This window comes from Streptomyces celluloflavus (genome assembly GCA_000720995.1).
GTDB classification, from domain to species: Bacteria; Actinomycetota; Actinomycetes; order Streptomycetales; family Streptomycetaceae; genus Streptomyces; species Streptomyces celluloflavus.
The window spans coordinates 50,594-64,359 of sequence record JOEL01000051.1; the positions used below are offsets into that span (position 1 = coordinate 50,594).

General features: G+C 70.5%; 11 protein-coding genes. 6 read left to right on the forward strand and 5 right to left on the reverse strand.

Features of this window, described 5'->3' with window-relative positions; all coding sequences use genetic code 11:
* Positions 1-14: 14 nt before the first annotated feature.
* From mctP to IH09_RS30395, 3 genes are all read right to left on the reverse strand, one after another.
* Positions 15-1,637, reverse strand: coding sequence for a monocarboxylate uptake permease MctP (mctP, locus tag IH09_RS30385; protein ID WP_052860758.1), 1,623 nt, complete (start codon positions 1,635-1,637; stop codon positions 15-17).
* Positions 1,638-1,693: 56 nt separating this feature from the next.
* Entirely contained in the window at positions 1,694-1,954 is a 261-nt protein-coding gene (locus tag IH09_RS30390) for a DUF3311 domain-containing protein (protein WP_052860733.1), read from the reverse strand.
* Between the two features lie 182 nt (positions 1,955-2,136).
* A complete protein-coding gene (locus IH09_RS30395) occupies positions 2,137-2,898 on the reverse strand; it encodes a GntR family transcriptional regulator (RefSeq protein WP_052860734.1) in 762 nt (253 codons plus the stop codon).
* A gap of 241 nt (positions 2,899-3,139) precedes the next feature.
* Here IH09_RS30395 and IH09_RS30400 point away from each other — a divergent pair, with 241 nt between their 5' ends.
* The 4 genes from IH09_RS30400 (at position 3,140) to IH09_RS30415 (ending at position 8,017) form a co-directional block, all read left to right on the forward strand.
* The gene (locus IH09_RS30400) at positions 3,140-4,408 is read left to right on the forward strand and encodes an extracellular solute-binding protein (RefSeq protein ID WP_052860735.1); all 1,269 of its coding nucleotides are present in this window, start codon (positions 3,140-3,142) and stop codon (positions 4,406-4,408) included.
* Positions 4,409-4,665: 257 nt separating this feature from the next.
* Positions 4,666-5,649 (forward strand): carbohydrate ABC transporter permease, encoded by a 984-nt coding sequence (locus IH09_RS30405; RefSeq protein ID WP_052860736.1) that lies wholly within the window; start codon positions 4,666-4,668, stop codon positions 5,647-5,649.
* Positions 5,646-6,476 carry a carbohydrate ABC transporter permease gene (locus IH09_RS30410; protein ID WP_052860737.1) on the forward strand — a complete coding sequence of 277 codons (831 nt, stop codon included), beginning with the start codon at positions 5,646-5,648 and terminating at the stop codon, positions 6,474-6,476. The genes IH09_RS30405 and IH09_RS30410 overlap by 4 nt, the downstream gene beginning before the upstream one ends.
* An 8-nt stretch (positions 6,477-6,484) precedes the next feature.
* Positions 6,485-8,017 carry a glycoside hydrolase family 3 protein gene (locus tag IH09_RS30415; RefSeq protein ID WP_052860738.1) on the forward strand — a complete coding sequence of 511 codons (1,533 nt, stop codon included), beginning with the start codon at positions 6,485-6,487 and terminating at the stop codon, positions 8,015-8,017.
* A 1,174-nt stretch (positions 8,018-9,191) separates the two neighbouring features.
* Here IH09_RS30415 and nagB read toward each other — a convergent pair.
* Together nagB and IH09_RS30425 are read right to left on the reverse strand one after the other, a co-directional pair.
* Positions 9,192-9,974, reverse strand: coding sequence for a glucosamine-6-phosphate deaminase (gene nagB / locus IH09_RS30420; RefSeq protein ID WP_052860739.1), 783 nt, complete (start codon positions 9,972-9,974; stop codon positions 9,192-9,194).
* 206 nt (positions 9,975-10,180) lie between these two features.
* Positions 10,181-10,945: an SDR family oxidoreductase gene (locus IH09_RS30425; protein ID WP_052860740.1), complete on the reverse strand. Its 765-nt coding sequence runs from the start codon at positions 10,943-10,945 to the stop codon at positions 10,181-10,183.
* 148 nt (positions 10,946-11,093) lie between these two features.
* On the opposite strand from IH09_RS30425, the gene IH09_RS30430 reads away from it, so the two are divergent.
* The gene (locus tag IH09_RS30430) at positions 11,094-11,822 is read left to right on the forward strand and encodes a TetR/AcrR family transcriptional regulator (protein WP_110952681.1); all 729 of its coding nucleotides are present in this window, start codon (positions 11,094-11,096) and stop codon (positions 11,820-11,822) included.
* Positions 11,823-12,141: 319 nt separating this feature from the next.
* Positions 12,142-13,614 carry a sensor histidine kinase gene (locus tag IH09_RS30435; RefSeq protein ID WP_052860741.1) on the forward strand — a complete coding sequence of 491 codons (1,473 nt, stop codon included), beginning with the start codon at positions 12,142-12,144 and terminating at the stop codon, positions 13,612-13,614.
* The last annotated feature ends 152 nt before the right edge of the window (positions 13,615-13,766 follow it).

Consider the following 13,766-nt stretch of genomic DNA (forward strand, 5'->3'; position numbering starts at 1 on the left):
TGTGAGATGCCGGTTCAGTGCCCGGCCGGGGAACTCACCGTGGCCGGGGGCAGGTCGGGGGTGGTGCCCTTGTCGCCGACGTCCGCGGTGTAGTCGGCGGGACTGGTCTCGTCGACGCCGTCGGGGGCCTTCACGGCCCGCAGGACGACCGTCAGGACCACCGTCACCAGGACGTTCAGTGCGAACGCGGTGAGGCCGATGTAGCCGATCTGGCCGATGCCGGGGATCTCCTTGCTGGAGCCGCCGAAGTGCGCCTGGGTGGGGCTGGCCACGCCGTACGCCGCGAGGGTGCCGTAGAGCATGCCGGCCGCCCAGCCGGCCAGCAGCGCCCAGCGGTGGAACCAGCGGGTGAACAGGCCGCCGACCAGCGCCGGCATGGTCTGGAGGATCCAGATGCCGCCCAGCAGCTGGAAGTTGATCGCCACGGTCTTGTCCATGGTCAGGACGAAGATCAGCGCGCCCACCTTCACCAGCAGGGACACCAGCTTGGCGACCTTGTGCTCCTGCGCCGCCGTCGCGTCGGGCTTGAGGAAGTCCTTGTAGACGTTGCGGGTGAAGAGATTGGCGGCGGCGATCGACATGATGGCCGCGGGTACCAGCGCGCCGATGCCGATGGCCGCAAACGCGACGCCGGCGAACCAGCTCGGGAACATGTCCGCGAACAGCTGCGGGATGGCCAGCTGCGGATTGCCCTGGATGTCCGTACCGGCCTTGATCGCCATGAAGCCGAGCAGCGCCAGGAAGCCCAGCATCAGGGAGTACAGGGGCAGGATGGTGGTGTTGCGGCGGATCACCTCGCGGCTGCGCGAGGAGAGCGTCGCGGTGATGGAGTGCGGGTACATGAAGAGCGCCAGCGCCGAGCCGAGCGCCAGCGTCGCGTACGCCCACTGGCTGCCGGCGCCGCTCACCAGCTCGCCGCGCGGTTTGCCGGTCGGCCCCGGCTCTGCGAACGCCTTCCCGGCCGCATCGAAGATCGCGCCGAAACCGCCCAGCTTGATCGGGATGTAGATGATCGCGACCGCGATGACGAGGTAGATCAGCCCGTCCTTGACGAACGCGATCAGCGCGGGCGCCCGCAGCCCCGAGGAGTAGGTGTACGCGGCCAGTACGGCGAACGCGATCAGCAGCGGCAGGTCCTTGACGAACCAGCCGGTGTGCTCGCCGCCACCGACGCCCAGCACGTCCAGGACGGCCTGGATGCCGACCAGTTGGAGCGCGATGTACGGCATCGTGGCCAGGATGCCGGTGAGTGCGACGGCCAGCGACAGGCCCTTGGAGCCGAAGCGGCCGCGTACGAAGTCGGAGGTGGTGACGTAGCCGTGCCGGTGCGACACCGACCAGAGCCGGGGCAGGAAGGTGAAGATGAGGGGGTAGACGAGGATCGTGTACGGGACGGCGAAGAAGCCGGCCGCGCCCGCCGCGTAGATCGCCGCCGGGACGGCGACGAAGGTGTACGCGGTGTAGAGGTCGCCGCCGAGCAGGAACCAGGTCACCCAGGTGCCGAAGCTGCGGCCGCCCAGGCCCCATTCGTCGAGGTTCGCGGACTGTTCGGCCTTGCGCCAGCGGGCGGCCAGGAAGCCCATGACCGTCACGGCCACGAAGAAGAACACGAAGACGGCGAGCGCGACGCCGTTCACGCCCTTGGCCGCGGCGGCGGCCAGCTGGTCGGACCCGGTCGAGGGGAGTGCCGCGGTCACTTGGCCGCACCGCCCTTGCGGGCGCGCTGCTCACGCAGCACGAGCCGGTACGCGAGCAGGGTCAGCGCGGTCGAGATCAGCACCCAGAGCATCTGGTACCAGTAGAAGAACGGGATCCCGATGAGGGTCGGTTCGACCTTGGCGTACGAACTCACCCACAGCATCGCCACGAACGGAGCGATCAGGCATACGGCGGCCACCACACGTGTGGGGGTGACGACCTGTCCGGTATCCGGTGATTGGGCTGGCTCTGGCATGGTGACGGCTCCGTCCCTGGTGATCTCCTGTGTGATCGGCTAGGAAATCTATGGCAGGGGCGTGGCGCGCGTCACTAGCTGTCCGCATATCAGTACGGACACGGCGGCTGCCGCGGTGGCGCCGTCGCCGCGTCGGCGGCGGCGGGGTCCCGGCCGGGAATCCGCCGCCGTCCGCGGGCCGTTCAGTCGGTGGGGCGGCGCAGCCGGGCGACGAACTTGTAGCGGTCGCCGCGGTAGACCGAGCGCACCCACTCCACCGGCTGCCCCTGGGCGTCGACGGAGTGCCGGGAGAGCATCAGCATCGGGAGCCCGACGTCGGTGCCCAGCAGACCGGCCTCGCGCGGGGTGGCGAGCGAGGTCTCGATGGTCTCCTCGGCCTCGGCGAGCCGTACGTCGTAGACCTCGGCGAGCGCGGTGTAGAGGGAGGTGTACTTCACGAGGTTGCGGCGCAGCGCCGGGAACCGTTTGGCCGAAAGATGGGTGATCTCGATCGCCATCGGCTCGCCGCTGGCCAGCCGCAGCCGCTCGATGCGCAGCACCCGGCCGCCGGCGGTGATGTCCAGCAGCCCGGCCAGCCGGTCGTCGGCGGTGACGTAGCCGATGTCCAGCAGCTGCGAGGCCGGTTCCAGACCCTGGGCGCGCATGTCCTCGGTGTAGGAGGTCAGTTGCAGCGCCTGGGAGACCTTGGGCTTGGCGACGAAGGTGCCCTTGCCCTGGATGCGCTCCAGGCGGCCCTCGACGACCAGTTCCTGAAGGGCCTGCCGCACCGTCGTGCGGGAGGTGTCGAACTCCGCGGCGAGGGTGCGCTCCGGCGGGACCGGGGTGCCGGGTGGCAGGGTCTCGGTGATCTCCAGCAAGTGCCGCTTGAGGCGGTAGTACTTGGGCACGCGGGCGGTCCGCGCGCCGCTGCCGCCGTTCTCGGCACTGCCCCCGTCGGTCTCCATGACCCGCCTCTCCGACTCCTGACGCGCTGCCGTCACCGGCTCCTCCGTACGTAGCGGCTCACATCGTGGCACGGCCGCGACTCCCGTGTTCACCTGCTGGTCCCGGCCTGCCAGATGTCGGTCCGGTAACGGACCTGACAGCGACTCTTATACACCCTTGACACCCCAAAAGGTCTAGGCCAAGCTGCGGGAACTGGTCTAAACCATTAAAGACCACATCCGGCCTTTAGGGGAGAGCGCAATGAAGCGTGGACTCATCACAGCGACGGCAGTCGCGGGAATGCTGGTGAGTGTCGCTGCCTGTGGGTCCAGCGACACCAAGAAGGCGAGTGCCGATGGCTTCAAGGGCCAGAAGCTGACCGTCTGGGTGATGTCGGGTTCCAATCCGGAGCAGTGGACCAAGCAGGTCTCCGAGCAGTTCACGAAGAAGACCGGCGCCACCGTCGACTTCAAGGTCCAGCAGTGGAACGGCATTCAGCAGAAGCTGAGCACCGCCCTTTCCGAGGACACTCCGCCGGACATCGTCGAAATCGGCAACACCCAGACCGCCTCGTACGCCAAGGCCGGCGCGCTCGCCGACCTCGGCGACCTGAAGAAGGAAATCGGCGGCGACTGGAACGACGCCTTCAACAAGGCCGCGATGGCGGACGGAAAGCAGTACGCGCTTCCGTGGTACGCCGGAAACCGCGTCGTGATGTACAACAAGAAGATCTGGGCCGAGGCCGGTCTCAAGGACACGCCCAAGACCCGCACCGAGCTCTTCAAGGCATTCGACACCATCAAGCAGAAGACCGATGCCGAGCCGCTCTACCTCCCCGGCCAGAACTGGTACTTCTTCGACGGTCTGACCATCGGCACCGGTGCGGACCTGGTGAAGAAGGACGGCGACAAATGGGTCTCCAACCTCGGTGACCCCAAGGTCTCCAAGGCCATGGACATCTACAAGCAGTACCAGGCGTTCAGCACCGCGCCGAAGAACAAGGACGAGGCCACCCCGCAGCAGGCCGAGGTCTTCGCCAAGGGCAAGACCGGCGCCGTCATCGCCATGGGCTACGAGGCCAAGACCGCCATCGCGGCCAACCCGAAGATCAAGGACGACATCGGCTTCTTCACCATCCCCGGTGAGAGCGCCGACAAGCCCGAGGGCGTCTTCCTCGGCGGCTCCAACTTCGCCGTCGCCGGTATGGGCAAGAAGCAGGACCTCGCCAAGGAGTTCCTGAAGATCGCCCTGTCCAAGGAGAACGACGGACAGATGGTCAAGGAGGTCGGCTGGACCCCCAAGTCCCCCGACCTGGCGGCCGCCGCCAAGGAGAACCCGGCCGCCGAGGCCGCCGCACCCGCCGCGGCGAAGTCCGGCGGCACCACGCCGCTGATCCCGCAGTGGGCCGCGGTGGAGAACGTGCCGAACCCGATCAAGAACTACATGACCGCGGTTCTCAACGGCAAGGCCCCGGCGGACGCCGCCAAGGACATCGAGTCCGAGATCAACTCGCGCCTCGCCAAGCAGTAGGCACCGGCCCGCCGAGGAGAGCTCGGCACGCGGTACCCGCCACGTGCCGATGACCGATACGGGATACCGATACCGGTCATCGGCGCGTGGCCACCACTTCACCAGTCACCCTGTGCTCTTCACCGAGCGGTACGCACCGGACAGCGACCGGGTACCCGCCGGACAGCGGTGACACCAGGCTGCGTACGGGCCGGCCGTCCCCGGCCCGTACGCGGTCCCAGCACGCGCACCACCGGTTCGATGGGGAGAAGACGGCCATGGCAGTGCAGCTCGACGACGCGGTGGGCAAGTCCGCGCCGCGGATCGGCAAGGGCGGCGCACCGCCGGCCCGCAGCGGCTCCGGCAGCAGGCGGATCGCGCGCGGCGCCCCGTATCTGCTGCTGCTCCCGGCCGTGGCCGCCACCGCGGTCTTCCTGGGCTGGCCGATGGTGCGCAACATCCTGCTCTCCTTCCAGAACCTCAACATGAAGGAGCTGATCCAGCACCTCACCGAGTGGCGGGGGATCGGCAACTACCAGGAGGTCCTGGGCAGCGAGCAGTTCTGGCGGGTCACCCTCCGCACCATCGTCTTCACCGCCGTCAACGTCACCCTGATCATGCTGTTCGGCGTGCTGATCGGACTGCTGCTGGCCCGGCTCGGCAAGAAGATGCGGCTGACCCTGTCCGTCGCGCTGGTGCTGGCCTGGGCGATGCCGGTGATCGCCGCCACCACCGTCTTCCAGTGGCTCTTCGACTCCCGCTACGGCGTCGTCAACTGGGTGCTGGACAAGCTCGGCTGGCACTCCATGGCCGGTTACGACTGGGTCGGCACCCAGCTGTCGACCTTCTTCGTCATCACCGTCCTGATCGTGTGGCAGTCGCTGCCCTTCGTGGCCCTGAACCTCTACGCCGCCACCACGACCATCCCCAAGGAGCTCTACGAGGCGGCCCGGATGGACGGCGCCGGCACCTGGAAGGTCTTCACGTCGGTGACCTTCCCTTTCCTCAAACCGTTCTTCCTGGCCACGACGTTCCTCGAAGTCATCTGGGTCTTCAAGGCGTTCCCGCAGATCTTCGCGATCAACCAGGGCGGCCCGGACCGGCTCACCGAGACCCTGCCGGTCTACGCCTTCACCGAGGGCGTCGGCAATCTGCACTTCGGCATGGGCGCCGCGATCTCGCTGCTCACGATCGTGGTGCTGCTGGCCATGACCGCGTACTACCTGCGCCTGACGCTCAAGCAAGAGGAGGACGAGCTGTGAAGCGCTCGTTGGCCGGCCGGATCTGGCCCAACGCGACGGCGGTCGTGCTCGCGATCGGCTTCGTCTTCCCCGTGTACTGGATGTTCAACACGGCCTTCAAGCCGACCCAGGACATCGTCACCGAGGAACCCGTGTGGTTCCCCTTCCACGGCACCTTCGAGCACTTCGTGACGGCCGTGCACGCCCCCAACTTCTGGACGCTGGCCGGCAACTCGGTCCTGGTGACCGTGCTCGCGGTGGGGCTGTCGCTGCTGATCGCGCTCTGCGGGTCGTTCGCCATCGCGCGGATGCGCTTCAAGGGGCGCAAGAGCTTCCTGCTGACCTTCATGGTCGCCCAGATGGCGCCCTGGGAGGTCATGGTGATCTCGATCTACATGATCGTCCGGGACGCGGACATGCTCAACAGCCTGGTGCCGCTCACCTTCTTCTACATGCTGATGGTGCTGCCCTTCACCCTGCTGACGCTGCGCGGGTACGTCGCCGCGGTGCCCAAGGAGCTGGAGGAGTCCGCGATGGTCGACGGCTGCTCCCGCCGCCAGGCATTCGTCAAGGTCGTCTTCCCCCTCCTCGCCCCCGGCCTGATGGCCACTTCCCTGTTCGGCTTCATCACCGCCTGGAACGAGTTCCCGCTGGTGCTGGTGCTCAACAAGGAACCGGCCCAGGGCACCCTCCCGCTGTGGCTCTCGCAGTTCCAGAGCCAGTTCGGGGACGACTGGGGAGCCACCATGGCCGCCGCCTCGATCTTCGCCATCCCGATCCTGGTGCTCTTCCTGTTTTTGCAACGCAAGGCGGTCGGCGGTCTCACCTCCGGCGCAGTGAAGGGATGACACCCCGCATGACCACCCTCGTACGCTCCACCGACACCCTCACCCGCGACGCGCTCGCCGTCCTCCAGCCCGGTTTCACCGGCACCACCGCCCCCGACTGGCTGCTGCGCCGGCTCGGCGAGGGCCTGGCGGCGGTCGGCGTCTTCGGCCGCAATGTCGCAAACGCCGAGCAACTCGCGGCGCTCACTGCCCAGTTGCGCGGCGAACGCGAGGACGTCCTCGTCGCCATCGACGAGGAGGGCGGCGACGTCACCCGCCTCGAAGTGCGCGGCGGCTCCTCCTTCCCCGGCAACCTGGCCCTCGGCACCGTCGACGACACCGCGCTGACCCGCGAGGTCGCCCGGGAACTCGGCCGCCGGCTGGCCGGCTGCGGTGTCAACCTCAACTGGGCACCGTCCGCCGACGTCAACTCCAACCCCGACAACCCCGTCATCGGCGTCCGCTCCTTCGGCGCCGACCCGCAGCTGGTCGCCCGGCACACCGCCGCGTACGTCGAGGGCATGCAGTCCTCCGGGGTGGCCGCCTGCACCAAGCACTTCCCCGGCCACGGCGACACGGCCGTCGACTCGCACCACGACCTGCCGCGGATCGCCGCCGATCTGCCCACCCTTCAGGAACGCGAACTGGTGCCGTTCCGCGCGGCCGTCGCGGCCGGCACCAAGGCCGTGATGAGCGCGCACATCCTGCTGCCCGCCCTGGACGGCAGCCGGCCCGCCACGCTGAGCCCGGCCGCCCTGCACGGCCTGCTGCGCGCACCCGCCGACGAGGGCGGCCTCGGCTTCGACGGTCTGATCGTCACCGACGGGATCGAGATGCGGGCCATCTCCGCCACCTACGGCATCGAACACGGCACCGTCCTGGCCATCGCGGCCGGTGCGGACGCGATCTGCGTGGGCGGCGGGCTGTCCGACGAGGACACCGTGCTCCGGCTGCGCGACGCCCTGGTGCGGGCGGTGCACGAGGGCGAACTGCCCGAGGAGCGGCTCGCCGACGCCGCGGCCCGGGTGCGCGCACTGGCCCGCTGGACCCGGAGCGCGGGCGCGGCGGCTGCGAGCGCGCCCGCACCCGAGGCCGGCCTCACCGCCGCCCGCCGCGCCCTGCGCATCACCCCCGACGGGCCGTTCGAGCCGCTGACCGCCCCGGCCTATGTCGCCGCCTTCACCCCCCTCGCCAACATCGCCGTGGGCGACGAAACGCCCTGGGGGGTCGCCGCCGAACTGGCCCGGCTTCTGCCCGGCACCGAGACCGCCGCCTACACGGCGGAGGCAGCCGTCGCGACCGGCACCCCGGCTCTGGTCACCGGCCTGCTCCAGGCCGCCGGGCACCGCCGCATCGTCGCCGTCGTGCGCGACGTCCACCGCCACCCCTGGATGGCCGCCGCCCTGACCGCCCTCGTCGCCGCCCGCCCCGACACCGCGGTGGTGGAAATGGGCGTCCCCCGGTCACTGCCCCAGGGCGCCCCCCATATCGCCACCCACGGCGCCGCCCGCGCCTGCGGCCAGGCGGCCGCGGAGGCACTGACGGGGGTCATTGGGAGCTGAGGGCGAATGCGGGGGGAGGGAGCTGGAGCCGGGGCGCTGGGGTGGTTTAGGGCTGACGGGGTACGGGGGGCTCCTGAGGCAGGTTCCGGGGGCCGGTTCTGGGGGCTGAGGGGCTGAGGGGCGGTACGGGGGAGCTGGGGCGGCCGGGGCTCTGGGGGAGGGCCTGTCTCGTGTAGCAGCCCGCTGCGCCCGGGGGGCCTGCGGCTCCTGGTCTGCACGGCTGGCCTGGGGCCTGCTGCTCCAGCTTCGCCGGGGCAGCTTCGTCTTCGCCGTGGCAGGGGCCAGATGCTCCTGTCCGGCCCGGCTGCGCCGGGGTCCTGCCGCTCCCGTTCCGCCCCCGCCGTCCGGGTCCGCTCGCTTCTGCCCGGCCCGGCTGTGCCCGGGGCCTGCTGCTTCTGTTCCGCCTGAGCTGCTTCGTTTGCTCCTGCGCCGTTGTGCCCCTTCGCTCCTGCCCGGCTGCGCCGGGGCCCTACCGCTTCGGTTCCGCCGGGGCTGCTTTGGCTCCGCCGTGGGCGGGTCCCCGTGCTCTTACCTGGTCCCGCGGCGCAGGGGTCCTACCGCTCCTGTTCCGCCTCTGACGCCCCGGTCCGCTCGCTTCTGCCCGGCCCCGCTGTGCCTGGGGCCTACGGCTCCTGGTCTGCCCGGCTGGCCCGGGGCCTGCTGCTCCAGCTTCGCCTGAGCTGCTTCGTCTCTGCCATGGCCGGGTCCCGTCGTTCCTGCCCGGCCCCGCTGCGCCGGGGTCCTGCCGCTACTGTTCCGCCTCCGCTGCCCGGGGTCCGCTCGCTTCTGCCCGGCCCTGCTGTGCCCGGGGCCTGCTGCTTCTGTTCCGCCGGGGCAGCTTCGTCTTCGCCGCGGCCGGGTTCCGGTGTTCCTGTCCGGCCCCTCTGCGCCGAAGTCCTGCCGCTCCTGTCCCGCCCCCGCCGCCCAAGTCCGCTCGCTCCTGCCCTGTCCCCGCCGCTCTTTGCCACGCCGCCGCGTGCGCCTAGCCCGCCCAGGGCGCGAATCCTGGCGCACGTCCGGGCATCGGCCGGGTGGCCAGCCGTCGCACCCCGGATACGACACAGCCGGGACATCCCGCAGGGACGTCCCGGCCGTTGCGCGCCGCACTCGGCCGGCCGGGCCCGTAGGGGTTCCGGTGGCCGAGCGGGGCGCGGGTGCGCGTGGTGCCCGGTGGCTAGAGGCCCTGCCAGGCCGGCTTGGCGGCGTAGGTGGCGCGGAAGTAGTCGGCGAGCTTCAGCTTGGAGGCCGCGGCCTCGTCGACGACGACCGTCGCGTGCCGGTGCAGTTGCAGGGCCGAGGCGGGGACCAGCGCGGCGACCGGACCCTCCACGGACTGTGCCACGGCCTCGGCCTTGCCCTCGCCGGTGGCCAGCAGGACCAGGTGACGGGCCTCCAGAATGGTGCCGATGCCCTGGGTGATGACGTGGTGCGGCACCTCGTCGGGGCTGTCGAAGAACCGGGCGTTGTCCGCCCGGGTCTGCCGGGTCAGCGTCTTGATGCGGGTACGGGACGCGAGCGAGGAGCACGGCTCGTTGAAGCCGATGTGGCCGTCGGTGCCGATGCCGAGCAGCTGGAGATCCACACCGCCGGCCTCGCTCAGCGCACGGTCGTACGCCTCGCAGGCGGCCTGGACGTCCTCGGCCGAGCCGTCGGGCCCTATGAAGGAACTCTCGTCCAGTCCGAGCGGTTCGACGACCTCGCGCAGGACCACCGAACGGTAGGACTCGGGGTGACCGGCGGGCAGGCCGACGTACTCGTCGAGCTGGCAGATGCGGGCGCGCGAGGCGTCCACCGCACCGGCCCGGACCTTGCCCGCGAGCGCCTCGTAGATGGGCAACGGGGTCGAGCCGGTGGCCACACCGAGCAGAGCGTCGGGCTTGCGGCGCACCAGGGACGCGATGGCCTCCGCGATGAGTTCGCCGCCTGCCGTGGCGTCCGGGACGATGACAACTTCCACGCTGGGCCTGCCGTTCTGGAGAATGGACTCATGTGGTATAGACCAATCTATCAGAGGGTGGGCCCCGAACCCCAGGAGACTTCGGGCGGCGGCCGGGCCCCGGCCCCGCGGCGCCGCGGAGGGGAAGCGGGCCCCCGCTCCGAGCGTCGCACGGGCGGCGGGCCCCGGTCCCGGCGGGACGGCGGCGGGGCCGGTTGGCACCTCCGCTAGAGGAACGAACCTCCCGTCGCGTCGATCCACTGACCGGTCACCCAGCGGCTGTCATCCGAGGCCAGGAAGGCCACGATGTCGCCTATGTCGGTGGCATCCGCGATCCGGCCCAGGGGTGACATCGCCCGGACGGCCTCGCGCGCACCGGCGTTCTCCTCGCCGCGCAGCCAGTCGGCGTTCATGTCCGTGTCGACCACGCCCGGGGCCACGGCGTTGACCGTGATGCCGCGCGGGCCGAGCTCCTTGGCGAGGGTCGCGGTGAAGACGTCGATCGCGCCCTTCGTCATGGAGTAGGCGATCAGCTCGGGCATGGCCGCGCCGTGCGTCAGACCGGTGGACGTGTTGATGATCCGGCCACCGTCCCGCAGCCGGCTCAGCGCGGACCGGGTGACGAAGAACGGGGCCTTGGTGTTGAGCGCGAAGACGCGGTCGAAGTCCGCTTCGGTGGTCCCGGAGATCGGCTCGCGGGCGCCGGCTGTGCCGGCGTTGTTGACCAGGATGTCGAGCCGGCCGTCGGACCGGGCGTCGAAGGCCGACCACAGCGCCTCGGCGCCGCCCGGCACCCCCAGCTCCGCATGCACGGTGAACGCCCGGCCGCCCGCGGCCTCGATCGCCGCCACCGTCTCCTCGGCCGCCGCCTCGTCATGGCCGTAGTGCACGGCGACCCGCGCGCCGTCCCGCGCCAGCCGCTCCGAGATCGCCCGGCCGATCCCCCTGCTGCCGCCCGTCACCAGTGCCGTCCTGCCGTCGAGTGCGCTCATGATGCTTCCCCCATGTCGTCCGTACGCCGCCTGCGCAGGGTGCGCGGGCGTGACCGGTTCCCCGGTTCCGCGACGAGTGATTTATATATCGCTCGCTACAGAAAAACCGTAGCACGCTTTCCCTATCGATCGCTATAGAATTGCCGTCATGGCGAGCAAGGAAACGAAGCAGCGCGGGCGGCCCCGGTCCTTCGACCGGGAGACGGCCCTGGAGCAGGCGATGCGGTCCTTCTGGGAGCAGGGCTACGAGGCCACGTCGATCTCCGACCTGACCCGCACCATGGGCATCGGTGCCCCCAGCCTCTACGCCGCCTTCGGCGACAAGCGGGCGCTGTTCGACGAGGTGGTGGCCGCGTACGGGCGGCGCCACGGCGGCTTCATCGACCGCGCGGTGGCCGAGGAGCCGACCGCCCGCCAGGGCGTCGGACGGGCGCTGCGTGAGGCCGCGGTCGAATACACCCTGCCCGGCCGCCCCCGCGGCTGCCTGGTCATCAGTGCCGCCCTGAACACCACCCCGGCCTCCGCCGAGGTCGCCGCGTCGCTGCGTGAGATGCGGCGGTCGAACATCGGGCAGATCGAGAGCCGGATCCGCGCGGACATCGTGTCCGGCGAACTCCCCGCGGACACGGACGCGAGCGCGCTGGCCCACTATGTGGGCGCCGTCATCCAGGGCATGTCGCAACAGGCGCGGGACGGTGCGGACCGGGCGATGCTGGCGGACATCGCCTCTCTCGCGATGCGGGCCTGGCCGGAGACCGCCGAGGCCGGTGAGGGGGAGGAGACGGCAGAGGAGGCCGGGGAGACCCACGGGGATCCGGCGGCCGACGGCGGCGCGCCGCATCCGCGCCGCGCGACACTCGCGCACCCCGCCCCGTAAAACACCCGCGGGCCGCGGCGCCAGGACAGGACCCTCAACCTGTCCGGCACCGCAGCCCGGAGCTGACATCGGCCGGCCCCGTTGCCGGACGGGGGGTGCCCCGATGTGCGGTAGGGGCACGGTCCCCGTCCCGGGACCGGTCGATCGGAGGCCGCGGCGCAGTCAGGGCAGAGAGCGCCTCGGACCTCGTTCCGCTCTCCTGTGCGGGGAGAGCGGAGGTCTGTGCCCAGCATTGTGGACTAGACCATTCTCATCTGTCCATGCCCTTGCGGGGACAACCGATACACCGTACGCCGGTAGGCTCCCAGACGTGCCCTCCATGAACGATCTCGTACGCCAGCACACCGCTCTGAGCGACTCCGACCTCGAGTGGCTGCATCTGCTGGTCTCGGAGTGGCAGCTGCTCTCCGATCTGTCCTTCGCCGACCTCGTCCTGTGGGTGCCCACGCGCGACGGCACCCGCTATGTGTCGGTCGCCCAGATGCGGCCCAATACCGGCCCCACCTCCTACCAGGACGACATGGTTGGCCACCTCGTTCCGCGCGGCCGCCGTCCGATGCTGGACTCGGCCCTCGACGAGGGTCGGATCGTGCGCGAGGGCGACCCGGAGTGGCGCGAGGAGGTGCCGGTGCGCGTCGAGTCCATCCCGGTCCGCCGCGAGTGCCGGGTGCTCGGCGTGATCGCCCGCAACACCAACCTGCTGACCGTCCGCACCCCCAGCCGCCTGGAGCTCACCTACCTCCAGAGCGCCTCCGACCTCGCGCAGATGATCGCTGCCGGAACGTTTCCCTTCCCCGGGCAGCAGGTCGACATGGACGCCTCGCCGCGCGCGGGCGACGGCCTGATCCGGCTCGACGCGGACGGCGTCGTCCAGTACGCCAGCCCCAATGCGCTCTCCGCCTACCACCGGCTCGGCCTCGCCGCAGACCTGGTGGGCCACCACCTCGGCCAGACCACGGCGGAACTGGCGCCCGCCCGCGGCCCGGTGGACGAAGCCCTGGTCAAACTGGCCAGCGGCTGGGCCCCGCGGGAGTTCGAGGTCGAGGGCGCGGACGGCGTGATCCAGCTGCGCGCGATCCCGCTCAAGCCAAAGGGGACGCACATCGGCTCGCTCGTGCTGCTGCGCGATGTGACCGAGCTCCGCCGCCGCGAGCGGGAGCTGATCACCAAGGACGCCACCATCCGGGAGATCCACCACCGGGTGAAGAACAACCTCCAGACCGTCGCCGCACTGCTGCGGCTCCAGTCCCGCCGGATGGACTCGGAGCAGGGCCGCGAGGCGCTCAACGAGGCGGTACGCAGGGTCGGTTCGATCGCGATAGTGCACGAGACGCTGTCCCAGAACCTCGACGAGCGGGTCGAGTTCGACGAGATCGCCGACCGGGTGCTGGCCATGGTCGCGGAGATCTCCCCGGGCAGGGTGACCGCCCGCCGCACCGGCCGCTTCGGCATTCTGGACGCCGAGGTCGCCACACCGCTGTCGATGGTGCTCACCGAGGTGCTGCAGAACGCCCTGGAACACGCCTTCGACCAGGGCGAACAGGGTGTGGTCGAGGTCGGCGCGGTGCGCGGCGGCAGCCGTACGGAGCCGCGTCTGCTGGTCACCGTCCGGGACAACGGCCGCGGTCTGCCCGAGGGTTTCGATCCGCATCGCGCCGGAAACCTGGGGCTTCAGATCGTACGGACCCTGGTGGAAGGGGAGTTGGGCGGGAAGTTCGACATGGTGCCCGGCCCCGAGCGCGGCACCCAGGTCATCCTGGACGTGCCGGTCTGCGCCGAGAAGCGGAGCTGAGGCGGCGTCCGTCCGGGGCGCCGGCGCCGGAGAGTAACCGCCCCCGAACAGCAGCAAGCCCCGGACCGTTCGGTCCGGGGCTCAAAGCTTTTGCGATGCGGTTACCGCCAGGCGTTCAGCTCTGGGGGAGCATCGGATACTGCGCGCTGCGG